This is a genomic window from Streptomyces plumbidurans (genome assembly GCF_019857225.1).
Classification (GTDB): domain Bacteria; phylum Actinomycetota; class Actinomycetes; order Streptomycetales; family Streptomycetaceae; genus Streptomyces; species Streptomyces plumbidurans.
This window is the reverse complement of the sequence record NZ_JAFJSY010000027.1, coordinates 64507-87001: the sequence shown is the minus strand read 5'-3', so window position 1 is coordinate 87001 and position 22495 is coordinate 64507. Positions and strand designations below refer to the sequence as shown.

Genomic DNA, 22495 nt, shown 5'->3' with positions numbered 1-22495 from the left:
ACCAGGAGAACAGGTGAGGGGCCGGCTCAAACAGCGGGCCCGTCGGGTGTGATGCGACTTCGTACGGCGGTCTGCACCTCGGCCTCCTCGGCCGGATCGGCGGCGAGCCGGCGCAGCTGCTCGACGACTCGGGCGTCACCGGTCTCGGCGTGCCGGGCGGCGATCTCGCGGGTGGTCTCCTCGCAGTCCCAGAGGCACTCGACGGCGAAGCCCGCCGGGAAGGAGGGGTCGGTGGCGGCCAGGGCGCGTGCGGCGCGGCCGCGGAGATGGGACGAGGCGGTCTCGCGGTAGATGTGCCGCAGCACGGGGGCGGCGCAGGCGATGCCCAGGCGGCCGGTGCCGTCGACGAGGGTCCACAAGGTGGGGGCGTCGGGGCCTTCGCCCCGTACCGCTTCCCGCAGCGCGGCGAGGACCAGGTCCTTGTCCGCGGCGCCGCCGCGACAGGCGAGCATGCGCCCGGCGGAGGCGCCCAGGGCGTCGGGCCGGTGGACCCAGCTACGGGCCCGGTCGACGGCGGCGACGCTGCGCATCCGTTCGAAGGCGTCGGCGGCGGCCTCCACGACGGCCGGGGAGCCGGTCATCACGGCTTGCTCGATGAGGCCGGGGGCGTCGGGATCATTGCCGTCGGCGAGATAGCGCAGGGCGGTGCAGCGGGCTCCGTCGGTGCCGTCCTTGGCGGCCTGCACGATCTCGGCCCGGTCCTCGGGTCCGGCCACCGCCGTGAGGCAGCGGGCGGCCGGTACATGCAGTGCGGCGCCGCGGTCCAGGCCCTGCTGGGCCCACTCGAAGACGGCCTGCACGCTCCAGCCGGGGCGGGGCCCGGACGGTCGCATCTGCCGCTGCCAGCGGTCGAAGCAGCCGGTTTCCTGGGCGGCACGCACGCGCGTGGCGATCGATTCGCGCGGATCCTCGGCCCACAGACGCCACGGCCGGGGCTCGAAGGCGTCCCGCACGACGCAGGCCAGTTCGGCCTCGCCCTCGGCATCGGTCGGGAAGCGGGCCAGGACGGGCGCGGCCAGGGCGCGCAGCCCGGCGTCGTCGTCCCTGAGCGCCAGCTCATCCAGGGCCCAGGCCCAGTTGGAGCCCGACGCGGCGTACCTGCGCAGCAGTTCGAGCGCGTCCCGCCTGCCATAGGAGGCGAGATGGCCGAGCACGGCGAGAGCCAGGCCCGTACGGCACTCCTCGGTGTCGGAGACGTCCTCGACGTCGAAGAGGTGTGCCTCGATGTCGTCCAGCTCGCCGTTCAGGTCGAGGTAGAGACGGGCGTAGTAGAGGGAGCGGTTCTCCACCTGCCAGTCGTGGCGGGGATCACGCAGCACGCAGTGGTTCAGTGCCGCGAGCGCCTCGGCGCGCGGTGCGGTGAGTGCGTGCAGCGTGCCGTCGCCACGCCCCCTCTGCAGGAGGCCGAGCAGGGTACCGCTGGGCGCTATGACCGGATCGAACATGGGAAACAGCCTCACATCAAGCGTCGACGCAACCGGGGAGCACGCATTACCTGGCCGCGTGACACAACGTCGGGGCGCCCGCCGTCTCTTGCTTGCTGTAGACCATCTTCCTCTGCCTCTCGTCGGTGGCCCTTGCGGACCGGCTCACGGCCCGCGCGGTGCGGCAACACCTGCCCAGCCATCGCGTCCGTGAATCACGACGTCATGATGACCCGGCACTTCGTGCTGCCGCGACCGATATTTCGGCGGCCCTGTACCGCCTCCCCCGTTCTTGGTGTTTTCGCTGGTCAGAACCTACGGATCAGTGTGCGCCGAACAGGTCGAGCAGTTCCGTCTTGCCGAACATCCGTGCCGTGTCGACGGCCGACGGGGTGCCGGCGGCCGGATCCGCGCCTCCTTCGAGGAGGGCTCGGATCACTTCCGTCTCACCCTTGAAGACGGCACCGGCGAGCGGGGTCTGGCCCCGGTCGTTGATGCGGTCGCCCTCGGCGCCGCGGGCGAGCAGGGCGCGCACCGCGTCGGCGTGGCCGTGGTAGGCCGCGAGCATCACGAGCGAGTCACCGCGGTCGTTGGTGAGGTTGGCCGGCACACCCGCGTCGACGTACGCCACCAGCTCCTCGGTCCGTCCCTGCCGGGCCAGGTCGAAGATCTTGGTCGCCAGCTCCACGACCTCGGGGTCGGGGGCTTCACTCATCGGCCGGACCGCCTTCCATGCAACCGTTCAGGTGAATCGCCAGCGTACTGGCTTCAGCGGCACATGACGTGCCTCGCCGGAGGTAAGGATCACCGCAGCCGCGGCCGTACGCGAGAACCGGTCCCAGCGGTGCAGGACACCAGGCCATCTGGGCGAAATCAGCCGGATTTCACCCAATTGCACCTTTAATAGTATGGATGCATGCTGTGATCCTGGAAGTACTCATGGTGACTGTCCCCGTGAACCAGGAGAACTCAAATGATCTTGTCCATCTCCGGCGTGGTCCTGCTCGGCATCATCGTCTTCCTCTTCTTCCGCAAGGACGGGCTCAAGGCGTCGCACGCCCTGGTCTCGGCCCTGTTCGGCTTCTATCTCGCGAGTACGGCGATCGCGCCGAGCATCAAGGCCGGCGGCGAGAGCCTCGCGAGCCTGCTGGGCGGCATCAAGTTCTGACGCCGTCCGCCCCGTCCGTACGCACCGACAGGAGACTTCAGTGGCTCGGCGCCCCCTCCCTCGCATCCTGAGCACAGGCAGCGCGCAGATCGCCCGGGGCCGGGAGCTGGCCCGGACGGCGGCCGACAGCGCCACCGACGTCCTCCACCCGCTGATCTCGATCACCCGTGGTCTGCGCCGGCTGGCTGGTGCCGGGCGGCGCAAGTGGGCCGACACGCCCAAGGACCGGCGCGGGCCGCTGCTGTTCCTGGCGGCCTCGGTGGTCCTGGTCGTGGCACTCCTGCCGTACGGCCCGCTGCTCGCCGTCATCTCCGTGATGGCGGCGGCAGCCTGGCACGGCCGGGAACCGCGCACACCGTCGGCGCCCGAAGGCCCCGACGAGTCCCAGGCCGAGCGCCTCTCATCGCTCTACGAGGCCCTGGTCCCGTACTTCTCGCTGGCCGGGGACCCCTCCCCCCTCTATGCCCACGGCGGCGAATGGGGCAAGGCGTTCCCGGAGTACGCGTTCGACGAATCCGGCCGGGTCACCCAGCTGGTGATCCGCTACCCGGCCTACTTCACCGACGGCGAGATCGACTCCCGCACCCGCATCGAGCAGCTGCTGCACGCCAAGTGCGGGCGCGGCCGTGAGTACCACTTCGCCTGGGACGAGGAAGGCAACCGCCTCACCGTCACGGTCCTGCCCCCGCTGCCCACCGACATCGCCGCCCAGCGATTCGTCACGGCTCCGGGGGAGACGGTGCTCGGCGTCACCGACCCCACCCAGGTCAGGCGCACGCTCCCGCTCACCCACGGCGAGGAGCGGCGCGACGTACCACCGGTCGTCTGGCGCACCGGCGTCCGCTCCACCGAGCCCCATCTGCTGATCATGGGCCAGCCGGGCAGCGGCACCACCAGCCTGCTGCGCTCCATCGCCCTCCAGGCGCTCCAGCACGGAGACGTGGTGATCGTCGAGGGGGGCACCGGCGAGTACGCGTGCCTCGCCGGACGGGAGGGCGTGCTGGCCGTCGAGTGCGGTCTGACCGGAGCGCTGGCGAGCCTGGAGTGGGCCGCCACCGAGACGGAGCGCCGGCTGATCGCCGCGAACCGCGCCCGCCAGGCCGGGCATCCGCCACCGGAGGACACCAGGCGTCCCCTGTGGCTCCTGCTCGACCGGCCGAGCGCCTTCGTCCCCCTGGCGGCCGCGGACGGCCGCAAGGATCCGCAGTCCCTCCTCCAGGTCCCCCTCCGGCACGGCCGCGCGGCGAACGTGACCGTCGTGGTGGCCGACCAGTTCGACAACGCCGATGCCCTCAGCGACGCCGTACGGCAGCACACACGCGCGCGTGTCGTGCTCGGGCCCGCGACAGCCGATCAGCTGGCGGGCGTTCTCGGCGCCCTGCCCGCCACGACCCCGGCCGTCGACGTCCCGCCCGGCCGCGGCTACGCCCGCCTGGGCGCGGGCCCGGTGCACCGGCTGCAGGTTCCCTCGACCCCGGACCCGTACGACGACGAGACCGGCGAGGCGGACCGGGAGGCGGTGCTGGCCCTGCTCCCGCCGCTGACCACTCCGGCCGAGGCGGAGCGGATCGATTCGGCGCCCAGCGACCCGGTCGAGGCGGAGCCTCTCGACGCGGACCCGGCCGAGGACGCGGAACCGGTCGAGGCGGCACCCCTTGACGCGGGCCGATTCCGAGCGCAGCCCGTCGACATGAAGAAGGAACCGGTCGGCGAGGAGGACCGCGAGACGGAGCCGCTCTCCACCGAAGCCGTGGCGGCGGAGGCGCCGTAGAGCGCGATGCCCCAGGGCGCGGATGCCGCCTCCCCGGCGGCGCCTACGCCACGAACGTCCGGGGCGTCTCCCCGCCCCCGCTCGCCCCGCCCTCCACCAGGCGCGCCGCCGCGGCCAGCCGGGCCGCCGCCTCCTCGGCCACCGCTCCGCCCACGGTGAACGGCAGCCGCACGTAGCCCTCGAAGGCCCCGTCGACGCCGAAGCGCGGTCCCGACGGCACGCGTACGCCGACCCGCTCCCCCACCTCGGCGAGCCGCGAGCCCGACAGTCCGCCGGTGCGCACCCACAGCGTGAGGCCGCCGCGCGGTACCTCGAACTCCCAGTCGGGCAGCTCCCGTCGCACCGCGGCGACCAGGGCGTCCCGGTTCTCCCGGGCCTGTCCGCGCCGCACCTCCACCGCCTGCTCCCAGCCTCCGGTGCTGAACAGCCAGTTCACGGCGAGCTGTTCCAGCACCGGGGTGCCGAGGTCGGCGTACGCGCGCGCGGCGACCAGGCTGCGGATCACGTCCGGCGCCGCGCGCACCCAGCCGATGCGCATCCCCGCCCAGAAGGCCTTGCTGGCCGAACCGACGGTGATCACCGTGGACCCGGCGGGGTCGAAGGCGCACACGGGCCGCGGCATCGCCTCCTGCCGGAGATCCTCGTCCAGCCACAGCTCGCTCATCGTCTCGTCGGCGATCAGGACCGTCCCGGCCGAGCGGGCCGCCTCCACCAGTCGGCGCCGCTGGTCGTCGTCGGCGAGCGCGCCGGTCGGGTTGTGGAAGTCGGCGACGATGTACGCGATCCGGGGTGCGGCGTCCCGCAGCACCTGCCGCCAGCGGTCCAGGTCCCAGCCGGTCAGCCCCTCGGCCATCGCCACGGGCACCAGCCGCGCCCCGGCCTCGCGCATCAGCTGGAGGATGTTGGCGTACGAGGGCGACTCGACGGCCACGCGTTCGCCGCGGCCCGCGAAGAGGTGGCAGATCGCGTCGATCGCGCCCATGGCCCCCGTGGTCACCATGATCTGCTCGGGCATCGTGGGAATACCGCGCGCCGTGTACCGGTCGGCGATCATCGAGCGCAGGGCGGGCAGTCCGGCCGGATAGTCGCCGTGCGTATGGGCGTACGGGGGCAACTCCTCCAGGGCGCCCTGGACTGCGCGGGTCAGCCACGGCTCGGGGGCGGGAAGGGCCGCGCAGCCCAGGTCGATCATCGAGCCGAGCGCCTCGGGCGGCAGGGGCTCGAGGCCGCGCGCGGGCAGCGGGTTACCGGCCGGCACGGCGGTCCAACTGCCCGCGCCGCGCCGGGATTCGAGGAACCCTTCGCTGCGCAGCGCCTCGTACGCGGCGGCCACGGTCGTACGGCTGACGGACAGGGCGAGCGCCAGTTCGCGTTCGGCGGGCAGCCGGGCGGCCACGGGGACGCGGCCCTCCAGCACCAGCAAGCGGATGCCGTCGGCCAGCGCACGATAGGCGGGCGGACGGCGCGTGCCGGGGCCCGCCGGGCGGTCCTGCTGGGAGTTGAGCAGCCTGGCCAGCTGCGCCGCACCCATCGCCGAGGTCCACTGCGCCATGGAAATCAGTCCACCTTCCCCGAATTGGCCATGGATCAAGCTTTCACCCAAGCCACAGGGTGTCATGAGTCAGGCCACTACGACCACTGGGGGTATCTGTTGTCCACCAAGGACCGTCTCGGGCGGCGGTTGATCCAGCTGTATGCGGGACTCGCGCTCTACGGCGCGAGTTCCGCGCTTCTCGTCGAGGCGGGCCTGGGTCTTGAGCCCTGGAACGTGCTGCACCAGGGCGTGGCCGAGCTCACCGGCCTGACGATCGGCGTCGTGTCGATCATCGTGGGCGCGGCGGTGCTGCTCCTGTGGATCCCGCTGCGCCAGCGTCCGGGTCTCGGCACGGTCTCCAATGTCTTCGTGGTGGGCCTGGCCATGGACGGCACGCTCTCGGTCGTACCGGACGTGCACTCCCTGGCCGTACGAATCCCTCTCCTGCTGTCCGGCATCGTGCTCAACGGCGCGGCCACCGGGCTCTACATCGCCGCCCGCTTCGGGCCGGGCCCGCGGGACGGGCTGATGACCGGGCTGCACCGGCGCACGGGCCGTTCGATCCGGCTGATGCGGACGGCGGTCGAGGTGGCGGTGGTCGCGACCGGCTTCGCCCTCGGCGGCTCGCTCGGCGTCGGCACCGTCCTGTACGCGGTGTCGATCGGCCCGCTCGCCCAGCTGTTCCTGCGGCTCTTCGACGTCCCGCCGGCATCCGGCGGCAGCACGGTCGTTGCCGGAGGGCAACCACAGGGAGCGATACTGCGTCCGTGACCACGCGGATACGCCACCCCTATCTCGACCATCCCGGCCCGATCGCCTTCGCCCACCGGGGCGGCGCCGCCGACGGCCTGGAGAACACGGCGCTGCAGTTCCGGCGGGCGGTGCAGGCGGGGTACCGCTACATCGAGACCGACGTCCACACCACGGCGGACGGCAGGCTGGTCGCCTTCCACGACTCCACGCTGGACCGGGTGACCGACGGCGCCGGCCGCATAGCGGACCTGCCGTGGCAGGAGGTGAGCCACGCGCGCGTGGCGGGCAAGGAACCGGTGCCGCTGTTCGAGGAACTGCTGGAGACCTTCCCCGAGGTGCGCTGGAACGTCGACCTGAAGGCGGAGTCCTCGCTGCACCCCTTCCTGGACTTGGTCGAGCGCACGCGCGCGTGGGACCGCGTCTGCGTCGGCTCATTCTCCGAGGCGCGGGTGGTGCGCGCCCAGCGGCTCGCCGGTCCGCGTCTTGCGACGTCGTACGGCACGCGCGGTGTGCTCAACCTCCGGCTGCGCTCCTGGGGAGTGCCGGCCGCGCTGCGCGGATCGGCGGTCGCGGCCCAGGTGCCCGAGTCCCAGTCCGGCATCCAGGTCGTCGACCACCGCTTCGTACGCGCCGCCCACGCGCGTGGGCTGCAGGTTCACGTGTGGACCATCAACGAACCCGAGCGCATGCACCGGCTCCTGGACCTGGGCGTGGATGGCATCATGACCGATCACATCGACACGTTGCGCAAGGTCATGGAAGAACGCGGCGTCTGGGTCTGAGCGCCCCGAGCCTGTCCCCCGAGCCTTGGCACGGCACTTCAGCGGGGAAGCGAGGGCACGGGTGAGCGCCGACACCGTGCGGACGGAAGTCTTCGACCGAAAGCGTGAGCAGCGCGGCTGGTACTTCTACGACTGGGCCTGCTCCGTCTACTCGACGAGCGTCCTCACCGTGTTCCTGGGCCCCTATCTGACGTCGGTGGCCAAGTCCGCGGCCGACGCGGACGGGTTCGTCCATCCCCTGGGCGTCCCGGTGCGCGCCGGCTCGTTCTTCGCGTACTCGGTGTCCCTGTCCGTGATCGTGGCGGTGCTGGTGATGCCCCTGGTGGGCGCGGCCGCCGACCGCACCGGGCGCAAGAAGCCGCTGCTCGGGGCCGCCGCCTACACGGGGGCCGCGGCGACGACGGGCATGTTCTTCCTCGACGGCGACCGCTATCTGCTCGGCGGCGTTCTGCTGGTGGTCGCGAACGCGGCGCAATCCGTGGCGTCGATGCTCTACAACTCCTATCTGCCGCAGATCGCCCCGCCCGAGGAACGCGACGCGGTCTCCTCGCGCGGCTGGGCCTTCGGCTATGCGGCGGGCTCGCTGGTCCTGATCGTCAACCTGGTGCTGTACATGGGGCACGACTCCTTCGGCGTCTCGGAGACCATGGCGGTACGCATCTGTCTGGCCACCGCCGGACTGTGGTGGGGCGCCTTCACGCTCGTCCCGCTGAACCGGCTGCGCGACCGCGGCGCCAAAGGAACGACGCCGACCACCGCTCCCGGGCTGCGTCAACTGGCCGCGACCGTACGTGACATGCGCCGCCACCCGCTGACCCTCGCCTTCCTCCTGGCGTACCTCATCTACAACGACGGCATCCAGACGGTGATCTCCCAGGCCTCGGTCTACGGCTCGGAGGAGCTGGGGCTCGGGCAGTCGACGCTGATCGGCGCCGTGCTGCTCGTGCAGGTGCTGGCGGTGGCGGGGGCGCTGGGGATGGGACGGCTGGCGCGGACGTACGGGGCCAAGCGCACGATCCTCGGTTCGCTGGTGGCCTGGACGGTGACGCTGGCGGCCGGGTACTTCCTGCCGGCCGGCGCTCCGGTGTGGTTCTTCGTCCTGGCGTCCGGGATCGGGCTCGTCCTGGGCGGCAGCCAGGCCCTGTCCCGCTCCCTGTTCTCGCATCTGGTGCCGCCCGGCAAGGAGGCCGAGTACTTCTCCGCGTACGAGATGAGCGACCGGGGAATGAGCTGGCTCGGACCGCTTCTGTTCGGGATCACCTACCAGCTGACTGGAAGTTATCGTGACGCGATCATCTCGCTCGTCGCCTTCTTCGTCATCGGATTCGCCCTGCTCGCACGGGTTCCGGTGCGGCGGGCGATCCTCGATGCGGGCAATCCGGTTCCGGAGCGGATTTAGTACTCACGACGAAAGGGCTGTAGTGTACGCGTTTGGCCTGCCAGGCGTACCGTTACTGCGCGTCAAAGATGCCGAAACGCTGGGTGACATCTCCTAACAGATGTGACAAACCGGGCGCCGGTGGGTACGACATTGGTCAGCAAGGCTGCGGCTACGACGGCGACGCACGACCCGGAACGCGATACGGGACGGGAATCTTTACCGCCGACCGGACGTTGACCGGATGACGACGACAGCGACACCTGTCCTGTGGGCGACAAGCCCGGGAGGCACGATTCATGAGTGAGCGAGCTCTTCGCGGCACGCGCCTCGTGGTGACCAGCTACGAGACGGACCGCGGTATCGACCTGGCCCCGCGCCAGGCCGTGGAGTACGCATGCGAGAAGGGGCATCGCTTCGAGATGCCCTTCTCGGTCGAGGCGGAGATTCCGCCGGAGTGGGAGTGCAAGGTCTGCGGGGCTCAAGCACTCCTGGTCGACGGCGACGGCCCTGAGGAAAAGAAGGCCAAGCCCGCGCGTACGCACTGGGACATGCTGATGGAACGGCGTACCCGCGAGGAACTTGAAGAGGTCCTCGAGGAGCGTCTGGCCGTTCTCCGTTCGGGCGCGATGAACATCGCGGTCCACCCGCGGGACAGCCGCAAGTCGGCTTAGCACCGGCGGGGTCGAGCGGACGACAAACGCACGCATACGACGGCGGGCGGCCTACGTGGAAACACGTAGGCCGCCCGCCGTCGTATGCCGTACGACCCGCCGTTCTGTGCCCTACCGCGTGGTCAGCGCGTCAGCGGCGGGCGCGGGTCCTGGGGCGTGTCACCGGGTTCGTCCCTGATCACCTCGCCCTGGACGACCTTGCCGTCCGGGCGGTGGATGCGGGCCTGCTGGAAGGCGTCACCGAGACCGCCGGGGACAGCCTCGCGCAGCCTGCGGTCGAGGGTGCGTTCCGTGTAGCGGCTCAGCGCCTTCTGGACCGGCGGGATCAGCAGCAGCAGACCCACCGCGTCCGAGATCAGGCCGGGGATCATCAGGAGCAGACCGCCGAGCATCAGCAGGCCGTTGCCACCGCCGCTCTGCGGGGTGCCGCCGCGCTGCAGGGCCTCGTTGAGGTTCTGGAACGCGCGCCGGCCCGCCTTCTTGATCACCGCCGCGCCGAGGACGAACCCGGCGACCAGCAGCAGGAACACGACGAACCCGCTCGACGCGCCCGCGACCACGATCAGCAGCCAGATCTCCAGCACCAGCCAGGCCGCGACACCCAGCGGCAGGAACGTCCGCAGCCGGGAGCGCCGGGGCCGGGCGGGATGCGCAGGGGTCGGAGCACCAGTCGTCATGCATCCAGTGTGCCTGGCCCCGGCTCAGTGCGGGATAAGGGGATGATCAGCCGCACCCGCGCAGGGCGCGGCGCTCTCCGAGGGCAGGCCTTCAGGCCTTCTTGCCCCGGCCCAACACCTTGCCGACCCGCTCCGCCGCACCCCACGTCGTGACCCGCCACAGGGCCTCCACCAGGATGTCGCGGCTCATCTTGGAGTCGCCCAGTTCCCGCTCGACGAAGGTGATGGGCACCTCGACCACGTGATAGCCGGCCTTGACCGCGCGGCGGGCGAGGTCGACCTGGAAGCAGTAGCCCTGGGAGGCGACCTCGTCGAGGCCGAGGCCCTCCAGGGTCTCCTTGCGGAAGGCGCGGTAACCGCCGGTGATGTCACGCAGCGGCAGGTCGAGGGCGAGGCGGGAGTACAGGCTGCCGCCGCGGGAGATGAACTCGCGGCTCTTGGGCCAGTTCACCACCCGGCCGCCGGGCACCCAGCGGGAGCCGAGGACGAGGTCGGCGCCCTTGAGCGCGGTGAGCAGACGGGGCAGTTCCTCCGGCTGGTGGGAGCCGTCGGCGTCCATCTCGACCAGGACGCCGTAGCCGTGCTCGATGCCCCAGCGGAAACCCGCGAGGTAGGCGGCGCCGAGGCCCTCCTTGCCCTTGCGGTGCAGCACCTGGACCTGGTCGTCCTCGGCGGCGAGTTCGTCGGCGAGCTTGCCCGTGCCGTCGGGGCTGTTGTCGTCGGCCACGAGGACGTGCGCCTCGGGGACCGCCTCGCGCACCCGGCCGACGATGGACTTGATGTTCTCCGCCTCGTTGTAGGTCGGAATGATCACCAAGGCCGTGCCGAGCGGGCCGAACTGCCGCTGCTGGGCCTGTTCCGCGAGGGTCCCGTCACCGTCGTTCACTACTGCCCCTTCGTGTCCGTCGCAGAGGTCCACCATAGTGTCCGCGGCCTGCGATGACTCGACAGCAGGTGCCTATCGTGGTGTCGATTCCGCAAGAGCGGGGTAAGAATGCCTGTTCGGGCACGATTGTGCACTACGGATGGGGGCCCGGCGCCCTTCGGGCCGACCTGGGACCCGCTGGCTGCGGATCGACCGAAAGCCGTTGTCTACTGAGCGTCCGGGCCCCACCCGGGTCACACCTCCCCGACCAGCCGGAACGTTCCCTCGTCGCGCGCGGGCGCTGAGCCTGGCTCCCAGTGGCGGTGCTCCGGTGCGGCACACCGTCCCTGACCCAGCGGCGCTGCGACAAGTGCGAGGAAGTTCGCCGGTCGGGCGTCCGGTGGTGGACTCCGCCGAACCTACCGGCCCCCAGCCGTCGGCTGTCAACTGCCGTTCGACCTGCGGGTCTTCCGTCAAAGCCCTGGTCAGCGCCGAGGATACGCGGGTCGTGCGACGGCGTGGCGGGCGGCGATCGGCGCCGCGCCACCCCGGGAGATCACTCGCCCGGCCCTACGAACACGGTCCGGCCGCCCACCACGGTGCGCAGGCAGACGGGCAGCTCACGGCCCGGTGTGAGGTCGGGCAGACCGGGTGTGCCGGAACGGGGGTCGGTGGACCAGCGGGCGACCCGGTCGTCCGGAGCCTGGACCACGAGCTCGTCGGTGCGCCAGACGGCGTAGTCGGCGGGCGCCCCAGGCACCAGTACGCCCGCGTCGTCCCGCCCGATGGCCCGCCAGCCTCCGCGCGTGTGGGCGGTGAACGCCGCGCGCACGGAGACCCGCTGCTCCGGCGTGCGGTGGAAGGCGGCCGCGCGGACCGTGCCCCACGGGTCGAAGGGGGTGACCGGGCTGTCGGAGCCGAACGCGAGCGGCACGCCCGCCCTGAGCAGGGCCGCGAAGGGGTTCAGGGTGCGGGCCCGCTCGGCGCCCAGGCGCTGGGCGTACATGCCGTCCTCGCCGCCCCACAGCGCGTCGAAGGCGGGCTGCACGGAGGCGGTCAGGCCCAGCTCGGCGAAGCCCGCGACCGTCTCGGGGGTGAGCATCTCGGCGTGCTCGACGCGGTGCCGGGCGGCGCGGACGCGGGCCGGGCCGATCTTGTCGGCGGCGGCGCGCACACCCTCGACGACGGTGGTCACGGCGGCGTCCCCGATCGCGTGGAAGCCGGCCTGCAGACCGGCCTCGGTGCAGGCGATCACGTGTGCGGCGACTGCCGCGGCGTCCAGGTAGGCGGTGCCGGTGTGGTCCCTGTCGGCGTACGGCATGTGCAGGCAGGCGGTGTGCGAGCCGAGGGCACCGTCGACGAAGAGATCACCGGCCGCGCCGACGGCGCCCAGCCCGCGCGCCTTCGCCACGCCCTCCTCGCCCGCCTCGGCCCAGTAGCCGACGACCCGCGGCGCGGGTTCCTCGGCGGCCAGGCGCAGCAGGTCGGTGAAGTCGTCCTCGGAGGAGATGTCCGGGCCCGCGCACTCGTGGACCGAGCCGATGCCGAGGGAGGCCGCGTGGGCGAGCGCGGTGCGCTGGGCCTCGGCGCGCTGGGCGGGCGTCACGGCTGCGAACGCGGCGGCCCGAACGGCGTGATGGGCGTCGGTGGTCAGCGGGCCGTCGCCCACGCCGTTGCCGATGCCCGGGGCGAGGTCGAGCAGGGCCGTCGTGACGACCGCAGAGTGGACGTCGATGCGGGAGAGATAGAGGGGGCGGCCGCCGGTGGCCTCGTCCAGTTCCGCGCGCGTCGGGGGGCGCCCGCCGGGCCAGCGGGAGGCGTCCCAGCCGTGCCCGAGCAGCACCTTGTCCCGCGGGCGGGCCGTTGCGAAGTCCCGTACGCGCGCGAGCGCCGCCTCCAGGGAGGGCGCGTCGGACAGGTCGAGTCCGGTGAGCGCGAGGCCGGTGGACGTGGTGTGCACATGGGCGTCGGTGAACGCCGGGGTGACGAGGGCGCCGTCCAGGTCGACCACCTCGTCGACCCCGTCGGCGAAGGCGTCGGCGGCGCCCTCGGAGCCGACCCAGGCGACCTGGCCGCGCTCCACGACCATCGCGGTCGCGAACGGGTCGGCGGGGCTGTGGACCTCTCCGCGGCGGAGCAGGACGGTCTTCGGGTCGGGGGTGCGCGTGCTCATGCCGGACAGTTTCTCGCGCCGCGCGGCCGGGGCTGCACGTGGGGCGCCCCTGCCGGGGCACGGCGGCGCCCCTCGCCTCAGCCCCGACCCCCTTCGCCTCGGACGAAGCGCCCCATCGCCTCGAACGAAGCGACCCCGTCGCCTCAGACGCGTGGCGGACGCGCCTCGTACGGTGTCGACAGGACGACCGTCGTCCGTGTGGAGACGCCGGCCAGCGACCGCAGCCGGGCCAGCAGCTCCTCCAGTTCGTGCGGGGTCGCCACGCGCACCTTGAGGATGTAGTTCTCGTCGCCGGCGACGCTGTGGCAGGCCTCGATCTCGGGCACATCGGCCAGCCGGTCGGCGATGTCGTCGGGGGCGCTGGGGTCGAACGGTTTGACCGAGATGAAGGCGGTCATGGGCAGCCCGACGGCCTCGGGGTCGACGACCGCGGCGTAGCCGCGGATGACCCCGCGCTGTTCGAGCCGGCGCACCCGCTGGTGCACGGCCGACGTGGACAGGCCGGTGGCCTTGCCCAGGTCTGTGTAGCTCATCCGCCCGTCCTTGACGAGCAGCTGCACGATCTGTCGGTCGAGCTCCTCCATGGCGCAAGAACCTACAGTGCGCCTGACCTCCCGGGATACCTGAGCAGGCCGGGTCATGCCCGGTTTGTGATGTACGCGAGAGCTGACCGTGGGCCGTCCGGGCGCCGCGGCGGCCCGGTACGGCATCTGCGAGCGGCATGTGACGAACGCCACAGGCCATGAGACCTCTCCGTGATGTTCTCGTGGTTACCGCCGTGACCGGACGGGAAGTGCTTGCTGTGGTCGAGGCCGCAGTGCCTGAACGGCCCAGCCCGAGGGGGAGAACCCATGCAGAGTCCCAAGCGCCCTGGTCGAACCGCGCCCAAGCGCCTCCAGGCGGTCACCGAGCCCGAGCCGGAGGGCGTCGAACCGGACGATTTCGAGGACGAGTTGGACGCGTACGACACCTTCGAGATGTACCGGGTGATCTGCCCGGACTGCGCGCAGCCCATCGCCCTGCTGGCGGACGAGGAGGTCCTGCCGGAGCACGCGCTGTGTGCTTCGCCGTGGAACCCCTTCGGTCTGACGGTGTGCGCCGGGACCGGGCGCCGCGCGGGCGAGGCCCGCCCCGCGGACGAGTCGGCCGGGCCCCAGGAGCAGGACACGGCCCTGCTGTTGACGCTCCCTCAGGGGCTCGACTGGCGCACACAGCCGTTCTCGCACGTCGGCGGCCCCGGCTCGCGGCCCATGCGGGGCACCGTGCTGCGCGGCCAGGCCGCCTGAGCGACTCCGCTCAATCCCAGTAGCTGCCCTGCACCATGGCGCGCAGACTGCCGTGGTGCAGGATCAGTGTGTCCGGGTCCGCGGGGACGGTCGCCTCGCCGAAGTGCACCTGCCGGTAGGCGATGCGCAGCATGACGATCGCGTGCCGCAGCGCGGCGTACAGCGTGTAGAATTCCATGTGGCGCGGTGTGTGGCCGGTGAGTTCGGCATAGCGGGCCTCCACCCGGTCGCGGCGCAGGAAGTCGGGCAGGCCGCGCTGACCGAAGGCGACGGTCAGGTCCTGGAAGAAGCGGTGCAGATAGACGGTCCAGCCGAGGTCGACCTCGCGCGGGGCCAGGGCCGCCATCTCCCAGTCGAGCACCGCGACGGGCTCGAAGCCGTCGTAGACGACGTTCCCGATGCGCGCGTCGCCCCAGTTGAGCACCGCCTCGCCCGGATCGCGCGGCCAGAGTTCCTCCAGCCGGTCGAAGGCGGCCTCGATGAGGGGTGAGCGGGCGCGTCCGTCGACGACCCAGTCGTAGTAGGCGTGTTGGGCGGTGACATGGCGGCGCAGCGCGTCGCCTTCGCCCGGGAGCGTCAGGAACTCGGCCTCCTTCGGCGGCACTTGGTCGTGCAGCCGGGCCAGCAGCCCGACCGAGGCGGCCTCCAGGCGCTCGCGTTCGGCGTCGTCGGCCGCGTGCAGCCAGTTGCCCTCGTAGGTGTAGGGCATCACGTCGGGCGGCACGCGTCCACGAACGCGTTCCATCACGAAGAACGGGGCTGCGAGCGGGACGGGGTCCTCCTCCAGCCACAGCATCCTCGGCACGGGCAGGTCGGAGTGCTCCGCCACCAGGCGCATCGTGCGGTACTGGCGCGTCATGTCGTACACCGGGAAGACCGTGTACGCCGCCGGGTCCGCGGCGAGCCGCAACGCGCAGGCGCGCGCCGGGGGTTCGGGGTGATCGAGTTCGAAGAGCAGGGTCTCGCTGGACATGCCGTTGGACTCGGGGACGGTCACCCTGACCGCCTTGGCGCCGGGCAGCCGGGTGCCGAGCCAGGCGGTCAGGCGGCGGGCGATGTCCTCCCGGTCGCGGGTGGTGGTGCGTGGGCGGGGTGCCGTGGCCATGTCGCGAACCCCCCTAGGGTGCGACCGAGTTGAAGTCCGTGAACCCGCTCGGATCGTGCCGCCCGAACGAGCCGTGTTCGAAGATGCCGTGCCCGGTCCGGCCGTCCAGCCGGAAGCGGGCGGCATGGTCGGTGACCCCGTAGGCGGCCAGGGGCTGCGGCTGCGTCAGGTCGTAGGTGCGGCGGTCCGTCCAGCCGGGGCCGCGCCAGGTGCCGTGCTGCCAGTCGTCGGCGGGCGGGTAGCCGGCGCCGACGGCCAGCGGCGAGGAGGTGAGGATCTCGACCTCCAGCTCCTGCGGCTTGCGCACATCGCCCAGGTGGACGAGGGCGCGGACCGGGTCACGGGTGCCGGAGCGGTAGCCGATCTCCGCCTGGGGCCAGCCGAGTTGGCGGTCGCGGTGGCCGGGGCGGACGAGGGTGGCGTCGTTCAGGGAGCGGTATCCGTCCGCGTCCTCCTGGACGATCACCATCAGGAAGCGGTCCTCGAAGCGGACCGGGCACCACAGCCAGTGGAAGCCCTCGGTCGGATGCTCCTCGGCGAGCCGGCCGCCCTCCTCCCCCGGTATGGGCCGCACCCCCCAGCTGCGGTCGCGGGTGCCGGTCCACTCCCCGGCCGTGACCCTGAACTCCTCGCCGCCCGCACGGACGGTGCCCGTCACCCCGCCCGCCTGTACGAAGCGGCGCCCTTCGAGGGTGAGCCGGCCGCCGCGGCGCTGCAGATGGTGGGGTTCCCACAGGGCGGGGAACTCGGCGGTCCAGACGAGGTCGTACGACAACCGATCGTCGTCGCAGACCAGCCGCAGGCGCCGCAGCGGCTCCTCGACCTCGATCCGCAGCGGCCCGACAGAGAGGCGCAGGCGGTCGTCGCCGAGGGCGTCGGAGGCACGTACGGCGTGCAGCACGTTCCCGGTGCGCAGGGTCGCGTACGCGTCGATCACGCCGACGTTGGGGTAGACGCCGAGTCCCGCGACGAGCAGCGCCCGCCCCTCGTGGTCGAGGACGTGGAAGATGCAGCGGTCGTAGGCGTTGCGATCCCCGGTCGCCACGTGCCGCATGGACAGCGGGACCTGGTGCACGGGGTATTCGTCGAGCGGTACGGGGCGGTCGTCGGCCATGCCAAACCTCCCTCAGGACGCTTGGCCTGACGGTACGTCAGACAATCGGCGGTGACCAGAGGAGCGGCGTACGTCCACGAACTCACGCTCGAATCCGCAGAAAGGTGACCTGTCGCCTACCTCCGCGTTGCCCTGGTATGCCCCCCACCTACTCCACCATCGGGCGTCAGCGACGCGTCTTCGTCCCGCCCCCCACCGGAGCGGCTCTGCCCGCTCCCCCGCAGCCGCAGGACCCGCCGATCTACCGCGACCTGATGCGCACCTGGGCCGACCGGGGCCGCACCCTGCCGGGCCGCCACGACCCGGAGTGGGTCAGACTGGCGGCCCCGCAGGTCGCGACCGGTCAGTTCAGCGGGTTTCCGGACCCGCGAGGTGACGGGCGATGACCATCCGCTGGATCTGATTGGTGCCCTCGACGATCTGCAGCACCTTGGCCTCGCGCATGTAGCGCTCGGCCGGGAAGTCGGCGGTGTAGCCGTATCCGCCGAGGATCTGCACGGCGTCCGTGGTCACCTTCATCGCGGTGTCCGTGCAGTGCAGCTTGGCCATGGCCGCCTGCTTGGCGAACGGCCGCCCCGCGTCGCGCAGCCGCGCCGCCGCGAGATACAGCGCCCGGCCCGCCTCGACCTGGGTGGCCATGTCGGCGAGCATGAAGCGCAGGCCCTGGAAGTCGGCGATGGGCCGCCCGAACTGCCGGCGCCCGGTGGCGTAGGCGACGGCTTCGTCGAGTGCGGCCCGGGCGAGGCCGATGGCGCAGGCCGCGATGCCGAGCCGGCCGGAGTCGAGCGCGGACAGGGCGATCGCGAAGCCCTGGCCCTCCTCGCCCAGGCGCCGCTCGTCCGGCACGCGCACCCCGTCGAAGTGGACCTGCGCGGTGGGTGAGCCCTTCATGCCCATCTTCCTCTCGGGCGCCGCGCTGCCGAGGCCCTCGGCGTCGCCGGGCACCAGGAAGGCGGTGATCCCGCGCGGGCCCTCCTCGCCGGTGCGGGCCATGACCGTGTAGAAGTCGGCGACGCCGCCGTGGGTGATCCAGGCCTTGGTCCCGTTGAGCACCCAGTCGTCGCCGTCGCGGACGGCCTTCGTGCGCAGGGAGGCGGCATCCGAGCCGGAGGACGGCTCGGACAGGCAGTAGGCGCCCAGGAGTCCGCCGCCGAGCATGTCGGGCAGATGCTCGACCCGCTGCTCCTTCGATCCGTAGGCGGCGAGCGCATAGCTGGCCAGGGTGTGCACGCTGACGCCGAGTCCCACCGTGAGGCGGGCCGCGGCGAGCTCTTCGAGCACCTGGAGATAGACCTCGTAGGGCTGGTCCCCGCCGCCGTATTCGGAGCCGTAGGGAAGGCCGAGCAGGCCCGACTCCGACAGGAGCGTGAAGACCTCGCGCGGGAAGCGTCCCGCGTCCTCCTCCTCGGCCGCCTTGGGCGCGATCTCGCGCTGCGCGATGTCACGGACGAGCGAGATCAGATCCCGGGCCTCCTCGGTGGGCAGTTGCCGGTCCACCGGCTGCGGGGCGCGGTCGGGCATGGCGACGCTCTCCTCCCTGTTGGGGCACATCAGCGGAATGCGCGCCGTGGGTGGACGGCTCCGCCGGGTCGTTCTGATGCCGGGCCGGTCCTCGCTCCTCCGGGTCTCGGAAGCTGCTGACCAGCGGCTGTGCGCAGTGAGTATGCCCGATCCGGGGCATCCCGTCACCAGTTAACGACCGCTTACTTCAAGACTATCCCGGCCCGCCCGAAAGGCGCGCGCACGGCCCCGCGGAATTGGTCCGCACCATTGACCGGACTGGTCTAGTCCTCCTAGTGTTCATGACCAACGCTTTACCGCGTTCATGCCAATCGGCGCGCGTTCCCTCTCCCCCACGAGGAGCACCCGATGCACATCCCCCACCGCCCCCGCTTCAGGCTGCGGGCGCTTCTGTCCGCGGCCTGTTGTGCCGCCCTCGGCGCCGGGCTGCTGGCCGGCGCGGGCACGGCCAGCGCCAAGCCCTCGGCGAAGGAGGCCGCCGGCTCGAAGGTCGTCGGCTACTTCACCGAATGGGGCACCTACGACCGCAAGTACTACGTCAAGAACATCGAGACGTCCGGCTCGGCGGACAAGCTGACCCACATCAACTACGCCTTCGGCAACGTCACCGGCGGCAAGTGCGCGCTCGGCGACTCGTACGCGGCCACCGACAAGGCCTACACCGCCGACGAGTCCGTGGACGGCGTCGCCGACACCTGGGACCAGCCGCTGCGCGGCAACTTCAACCAGCTGCTGAAGCTGAAGAAGAAGCACCCGGGACTGAAGGTCCTCTGGTCGTTCGGCGGCTGGACCTGGTCCGGCGGCTTCGGCGAGGCCGCCAAGGACCCGGCCGGGTTCGCCCAGTCCTGCTACGACCTGGTGAACAACTCCAAGTGGGCGGGCGTCTTCGACGGCATCGACATCGACTGGGAGTACCCCAACGCCTGCGGTCTGAGCTGCGACACCAGCGGGCGGGACGCCTTCAAGAACGTGATGGCGGCGCTGCGTTCGAAGTTCGGCGGCGACAAGCTCGTCACCGCGGCCATCACCGCCGACGCCACCAGCGGCGGCAAGATCGACGCCGCGGACTACGCGGGCGCCGCGCAGTACGTCGACTGGTACAACCCGATGACGTACGACTACTTCGGCGCCTGGGACGCCCAGGGCCCGACCGCCCCCCACTCGCCGCTGACCTCGTACTCCGGCATCCCGAAGGCCGACTTCGACACCTCGTCGACCATCGCCAAGCTCAAGGGCCTCGGCATCCCCGCCTCGAAGCTGCTGCTCGGCATCGGCTTCTACGGCCGCGGCTGGACCGGTGTCACGCAGGACGCGCCCGGCGGCACCGCGACCGGACCGGCAGCGGGCACCTACGAGCAGGGCATCGACGACTACAAGGTGCTCAAGACCAAGTGCCCGGCCACCGGCACGGTGGGTGGCACCGCGTACGCCAAGTGCGGCAACGACTGGTGGAGTTACGACACGCCCGCGACCATCGCGACGAAGATGGACTACAAGAACCAGCAGGGCCTGGGCGGTACGTTCCTCTGGGAACTGAGCGGTGACACCACGAACGGCGAACTGATCAAGGCCATCGACTGACCGCAGCAGTACGGTGGTTGGGGCGGGGGCGCGGGAGCCTCCGCCCCTCGCTCACGAATCCCGGCGGGCTGGGGCCGGAGCGGGGTAGGACGGGTCGAGCTCCTCGATGGCGCGCATCGCGCCGCCGAGCGTCTTGACCAGCAGCTCGCGCATCTGGTCGCGGGTCAGGCGGGGGCGGTCGATCCAGTCGAGCGTGGCGCCCTCGACGCTGCACACCCAGGCGAACAGGCCCATGCGGGCGACCGGGCTGATGTCCGTGCGGCCGTACGCCCCTTCGGCGACGGTCGCGACGATCGCCTCGCGCACTCCGTCCCGGATGGCGTGCACCTCGGCGTCGAAGCCGACACCGCCGCTGACGATCGCGCGGAAGGCCGCGTGATTGTGCTCGGCGTAGCGCAGATAGCCCTCCATGGTGCGGTGGACCCGGTCCACCTGCTCCAGTTCGGCACCGCTCGCCGCGTAGCTGACCAGATCGGCCACGGAGTCCTGGATGATCGCCAGGTAGTAGCCGCGCTTGGACTGGAAGTAGTAGTAGATCAGCCCCTTGGCGACGTGCGCCTGCCGGGCTATGTCGTCCATCGAGAGCGTGTCGTACGACGTGTCGGCGAACAACTTCCGCCCGATGGTGATGAGTTCGGCGCGACGCGCCAGCGAGCGCTCGGTACCGCGCGCCCGGGGGCGGGCGGCCTCGCTCTGTTGGCTGATCTTCAATTTCGACCCTGGTCTCCAGCGGGCGGCGGGACGTCCGCAGTATGTCAGAACAACCACGGCCACTCGTTCGAGTCCGATCAACGAACGGGCCGGGGGTCAGGCCGGGATGCGTACGGCTCGGATCACAGCAGACCGAGCTGGACGACGAACATCGCGACGACCACGACGAGCGTCCAGCCCATGACCTGCTCGAGGATCTTCGGGCCGTCGTCGCCGGGGCCGCCGGTGCGGGTGCGGGCGGCGGTTGCTGAGTGTGCGGTCATGGCGTCTCGCTGAGGTCGGATGTGCGGTGGACTCCCCCCACCGTTTCGTCCACCTTGCCACCTGGAAGGGCTTTTGCGGCCGAGACGTTGGTCACACGGGAAAGGCCCCGGTCGCCCGGGGCCTTCGCACGTCGGGGCCGCCTCAGCGCACGCCGACCGCCGCGAGCGCCCTGCGCTGATGGGGCGTGGGGCGCGCCGGGAAGTACAGGTAGCAGACGCCTCCGGTGCCGGAGACCACGCTGCCACTGGCGTTGTAGCGCTTGGTGCGCAGCCAGATGTTCTCCCACTCGCGCCGCTTGTAGACGCGCCGCACCGCGTCGTCGCTCGGCGAGGCCGGGTCGTTCGCGATCACGTCACCGTCGGCGGTGAAGCCGATGATCGTCATCAGGTGCCCCGAGGTGCCGTAACCGGCCCCCGTCAGCTCCTCCTTGAGGAACGACTGCGACGTTATGGCCGGGATGCCGGCCGCGATCAGCGTCTCCAGGTCGGTGAGCGAGCCGAGCCGGGTCACCACGCCCTGCAGACCCTCGAACGTCGCCGCGTAGGCGGCGTTGAAGGGCCAGTTGCCGCAGCCCTCGTACTGGTAGTCGTAGGTGAAGCGGGCGGCGTGGTCGACCTGCGGGTCGGCGTAGCTCGGGTCCACCCAGGACAGCTGCTCGGGCGTGAGGCGGCCGCCCCAGTACTCGATGATCATCTGCGAGGAGGTGGGGCTGCACCAGGCCTCGCCGCCGTTGTCGTACTCGGGGTACTGGCCCTTGTGGATCTCCTGCGAGAAGCGCGGGACGCTCAGCTCCTGCGCGAGACCGGGCGTCGAGGCCGGGACCGTGAAGCGGTCGGGGATGTCGGAGCCCATCGCGCCGAGCCGCCAGACGGTCGGGGTGAGCCGGGTGCCGGGCTTGCGGTACAGGGTCAGCCGCAGGCGGTACGAGACCAGGCGCAGCCCCGTCGTCGCGTCGTCGATCGCGAAGGTGTCCGTCCAGATGGAGCTCTTGCCGTCACTCTGGTCGTCCACCGAGGTCCGCTTGATGTCCTGGTCACCGGCCGCCCAGCGGCCCATCACGTACCAGGGGGTCCGGGTGCCGTCGGAGTACGTGCCGTTCAGCTCGACCTGGATCCAGGTCCCGGCCGGGGTGTGCGCGTTCCAGGAGGCGATGGTCTCGGTGGAGGGGACGCGCAGCCGGTGGACGGGGGACGTCCAGGTCGCGTACTCCCAGGTGGCGGTGGTGCCGGTGTGCGGGTCCGTGTAGTCGGTGGTGCCGGCGGGGGTGGCGATCACCACGCCGGGACGGGCGCCCGCGACGGCGCGGACGCCCTTCGCGGTGCCGGAGCGCCAGTCGTGGTGTGTGGTCCAGGCGCGGTAGTCGACCGGCCGGGCCGGCACCTTCGCGGCCTCGGCGACGCCGGCGGTGACCGCCGGGCCCACCACCGCGGCGGCGACCGCGGCGGCCAGAACGGTTCTGCGGGACGGCTTTTCGGCTCTGCTCATGGGCGGATTGACCCCCAGGTGTCCGAGTCGGGACGGGTCCAAAGGCACTGCTGTACGGCACTGTCGTGCTGCACCGATGCGCTGCACCGTGGTGCCGCGTGTGCGCCAACTATGGCCGCAGGTCCCACGTCCTGCCAGCACTTCGGCGCATGCCACGCCCATGAATATTGGTCTCGACCACTGATATGACCTGCGGAACCGGCCGGCCCGGCGCACCACGGGGCGCGCC

General features: G+C 71.5%; 22 protein-coding genes. 9 read left to right on the top strand and 13 right to left on the bottom strand.

What is annotated here, in order from left to right:
• Positions 1 to 26: 26 nt before the first annotated feature.
• Positions 27 to 1445, bottom strand: coding sequence for a HEAT repeat domain-containing protein (locus JYK17_RS19300; RefSeq protein WP_108011208.1), 1419 nt, complete (start codon positions 1443 to 1445; stop codon positions 27 to 29).
• Positions 1446 to 1746: 301 nt separating this feature from the next.
• Positions 1747 to 2139 (bottom strand): ankyrin repeat domain-containing protein, encoded by a 393-nt coding sequence (locus JYK17_RS19295; RefSeq protein ID WP_108011210.1) that lies wholly within the window; start codon positions 2137 to 2139, stop codon positions 1747 to 1749.
• A gap of 258 nt (positions 2140 to 2397) precedes the next feature.
• Between JYK17_RS19295 and JYK17_RS19290 the strand changes: the two genes are divergently transcribed.
• Positions 2398 to 2592 (top strand): hypothetical protein, encoded by a 195-nt coding sequence (locus JYK17_RS19290; protein ID WP_016434155.1) that lies wholly within the window; start codon positions 2398 to 2400, stop codon positions 2590 to 2592.
• A 40-nt stretch (positions 2593 to 2632) separates the two neighbouring features.
• The gene (locus JYK17_RS19285) at positions 2633 to 4363 is read left to right on the top strand and encodes a hypothetical protein (RefSeq protein WP_222810876.1); all 1731 of its coding nucleotides are present in this window, start codon (positions 2633 to 2635) and stop codon (positions 4361 to 4363) included.
• Between the two features lie 43 nt (positions 4364 to 4406).
• Here the strand turns inward: JYK17_RS19285 and JYK17_RS19280 are convergent, their stop codons facing one another.
• Positions 4407 to 5915, bottom strand: a complete 1509-nt coding sequence (locus tag JYK17_RS19280; RefSeq protein ID WP_108011214.1) for an SCO1417 family PLP biosynthesis transcription factor — start codon at positions 5913 to 5915, stop codon at positions 4407 to 4409.
• 99 nt (positions 5916 to 6014) lie between these two features.
• On the opposite strand from JYK17_RS19280, the gene yczE reads away from it, so the two are divergent.
• The 4 genes from yczE (at position 6015) to JYK17_RS19260 (ending at position 9484) form a co-directional block, all read left to right on the top strand.
• Positions 6015 to 6668, top strand: a complete 654-nt coding sequence (gene yczE, locus JYK17_RS19275) for a membrane protein YczE (RefSeq protein WP_222810875.1) — start codon at positions 6015 to 6017, stop codon at positions 6666 to 6668.
• Positions 6665 to 7432 (top strand): glycerophosphodiester phosphodiesterase family protein, encoded by a 768-nt coding sequence (locus JYK17_RS19270; protein WP_128803624.1) that lies wholly within the window; start codon positions 6665 to 6667, stop codon positions 7430 to 7432. The genes yczE and JYK17_RS19270 overlap by 4 nt, the downstream gene beginning before the upstream one ends.
• A gap of 61 nt (positions 7433 to 7493) precedes the next feature.
• Positions 7494 to 8831, top strand: a complete 1338-nt coding sequence (locus JYK17_RS19265) for an MFS transporter (protein WP_128803623.1) — start codon at positions 7494 to 7496, stop codon at positions 8829 to 8831.
• A 278-nt stretch (positions 8832 to 9109) separates the two neighbouring features.
• Positions 9110 to 9484, top strand: a complete 375-nt coding sequence (locus JYK17_RS19260) for an RNA polymerase-binding protein RbpA (protein WP_003977404.1) — start codon at positions 9110 to 9112, stop codon at positions 9482 to 9484.
• A gap of 122 nt (positions 9485 to 9606) precedes the next feature.
• On the opposite strand, the gene fxsA is transcribed toward JYK17_RS19260, so the two are convergent.
• The 4 genes from fxsA to JYK17_RS19240 form a co-directional block, all read right to left on the bottom strand.
• Positions 9607 to 10161: an FxsA family membrane protein gene (fxsA, locus tag JYK17_RS19255; RefSeq protein ID WP_128803622.1), complete on the bottom strand. Its 555-nt coding sequence runs from the start codon at positions 10159 to 10161 to the stop codon at positions 9607 to 9609.
• Between the two features lie 91 nt (positions 10162 to 10252).
• Positions 10253 to 11047: a polyprenol monophosphomannose synthase gene (locus JYK17_RS19250; protein ID WP_108011222.1), complete on the bottom strand. Its 795-nt coding sequence runs from the start codon at positions 11045 to 11047 to the stop codon at positions 10253 to 10255.
• Positions 11048 to 11582: 535 nt separating this feature from the next.
• Entirely contained in the window at positions 11583 to 13199 is a 1617-nt protein-coding gene (locus JYK17_RS19245; protein ID WP_108011224.1) for an amidohydrolase, read from the bottom strand.
• Between the two features lie 143 nt (positions 13200 to 13342).
• Positions 13343 to 13783, bottom strand: a complete 441-nt coding sequence (locus JYK17_RS19240) for an Lrp/AsnC family transcriptional regulator (protein ID WP_108011226.1) — start codon at positions 13781 to 13783, stop codon at positions 13343 to 13345.
• Between the two features lie 267 nt (positions 13784 to 14050).
• Between JYK17_RS19240 and JYK17_RS19235 the strand changes: the two genes are divergently transcribed.
• Positions 14051 to 14485, top strand: a complete 435-nt coding sequence (locus tag JYK17_RS19235) for a hypothetical protein (protein WP_108011228.1) — start codon at positions 14051 to 14053, stop codon at positions 14483 to 14485.
• Positions 14486 to 14495: 10 nt separating this feature from the next.
• Here JYK17_RS19235 and JYK17_RS19230 read toward each other — a convergent pair whose 3' ends face one another.
• Both JYK17_RS19230 and JYK17_RS19225 read right to left on the bottom strand, forming a co-directional pair.
• Entirely contained in the window at positions 14496 to 15590 is a 1095-nt protein-coding gene (locus JYK17_RS19230; RefSeq protein ID WP_222810874.1) for a phosphotransferase family protein, read from the bottom strand.
• A 13-nt stretch (positions 15591 to 15603) separates the two neighbouring features.
• The gene (locus tag JYK17_RS19225; protein WP_222810873.1) at positions 15604 to 16704 is read right to left on the bottom strand and encodes an Rv3169 family protein; all 1101 of its coding nucleotides are present in this window, start codon (positions 16702 to 16704) and stop codon (positions 15604 to 15606) included.
• 137 nt (positions 16705 to 16841) lie between these two features.
• On the opposite strand from JYK17_RS19225, the gene JYK17_RS19220 reads away from it, so the two are divergent.
• Positions 16842 to 17090, top strand: a complete 249-nt coding sequence (locus tag JYK17_RS19220; RefSeq protein WP_222810872.1) for a hypothetical protein — start codon at positions 16842 to 16844, stop codon at positions 17088 to 17090.
• On the opposite strand, the gene JYK17_RS19215 is transcribed toward JYK17_RS19220, so the two are convergent.
• The gene (locus tag JYK17_RS19215) at positions 17053 to 18225 is read right to left on the bottom strand and encodes an acyl-CoA dehydrogenase (RefSeq protein ID WP_222810871.1); all 1173 of its coding nucleotides are present in this window, start codon (positions 18223 to 18225) and stop codon (positions 17053 to 17055) included. The two genes, JYK17_RS19220 and JYK17_RS19215, sit on opposite strands and share 38 nt — an antisense overlap.
• 348 nt (positions 18226 to 18573) lie before the next feature.
• Between JYK17_RS19215 and JYK17_RS19210 the strand changes: the two genes are divergently transcribed.
• Positions 18574 to 19806 carry a glycoside hydrolase family 18 protein gene (locus JYK17_RS19210; protein WP_108011238.1) on the top strand — a complete coding sequence of 411 codons (1233 nt, stop codon included), beginning with the start codon at positions 18574 to 18576 and terminating at the stop codon, positions 19804 to 19806.
• 51 nt (positions 19807 to 19857) lie between these two features.
• Here JYK17_RS19210 and JYK17_RS19205 read toward each other — a convergent pair whose 3' ends face one another.
• The 3 genes from JYK17_RS19205 to JYK17_RS19195 all read right to left on the bottom strand — a co-directional run bounded on the left by JYK17_RS19205 (position 19858) and on the right by JYK17_RS19195 (position 22266).
• Positions 19858 to 20517 carry a TetR/AcrR family transcriptional regulator gene (locus JYK17_RS19205; RefSeq protein ID WP_108011240.1) on the bottom strand — a complete coding sequence of 220 codons (660 nt, stop codon included), beginning with the start codon at positions 20515 to 20517 and terminating at the stop codon, positions 19858 to 19860.
• Between the two features lie 122 nt (positions 20518 to 20639).
• On the bottom strand, positions 20640 to 20780 hold the full coding sequence (locus tag JYK17_RS19200; RefSeq protein WP_108011242.1) for an SCO1431 family membrane protein: 141 nt from the start codon (positions 20778 to 20780) through the stop codon (positions 20640 to 20642).
• Positions 20781 to 20922: 142 nt separating this feature from the next.
• Positions 20923 to 22266: a C39 family peptidase gene (locus JYK17_RS19195; RefSeq protein ID WP_108011244.1), complete on the bottom strand. Its 1344-nt coding sequence runs from the start codon at positions 22264 to 22266 to the stop codon at positions 20923 to 20925.
• Positions 22267 to 22495: the final 229 nt, after the last annotated feature.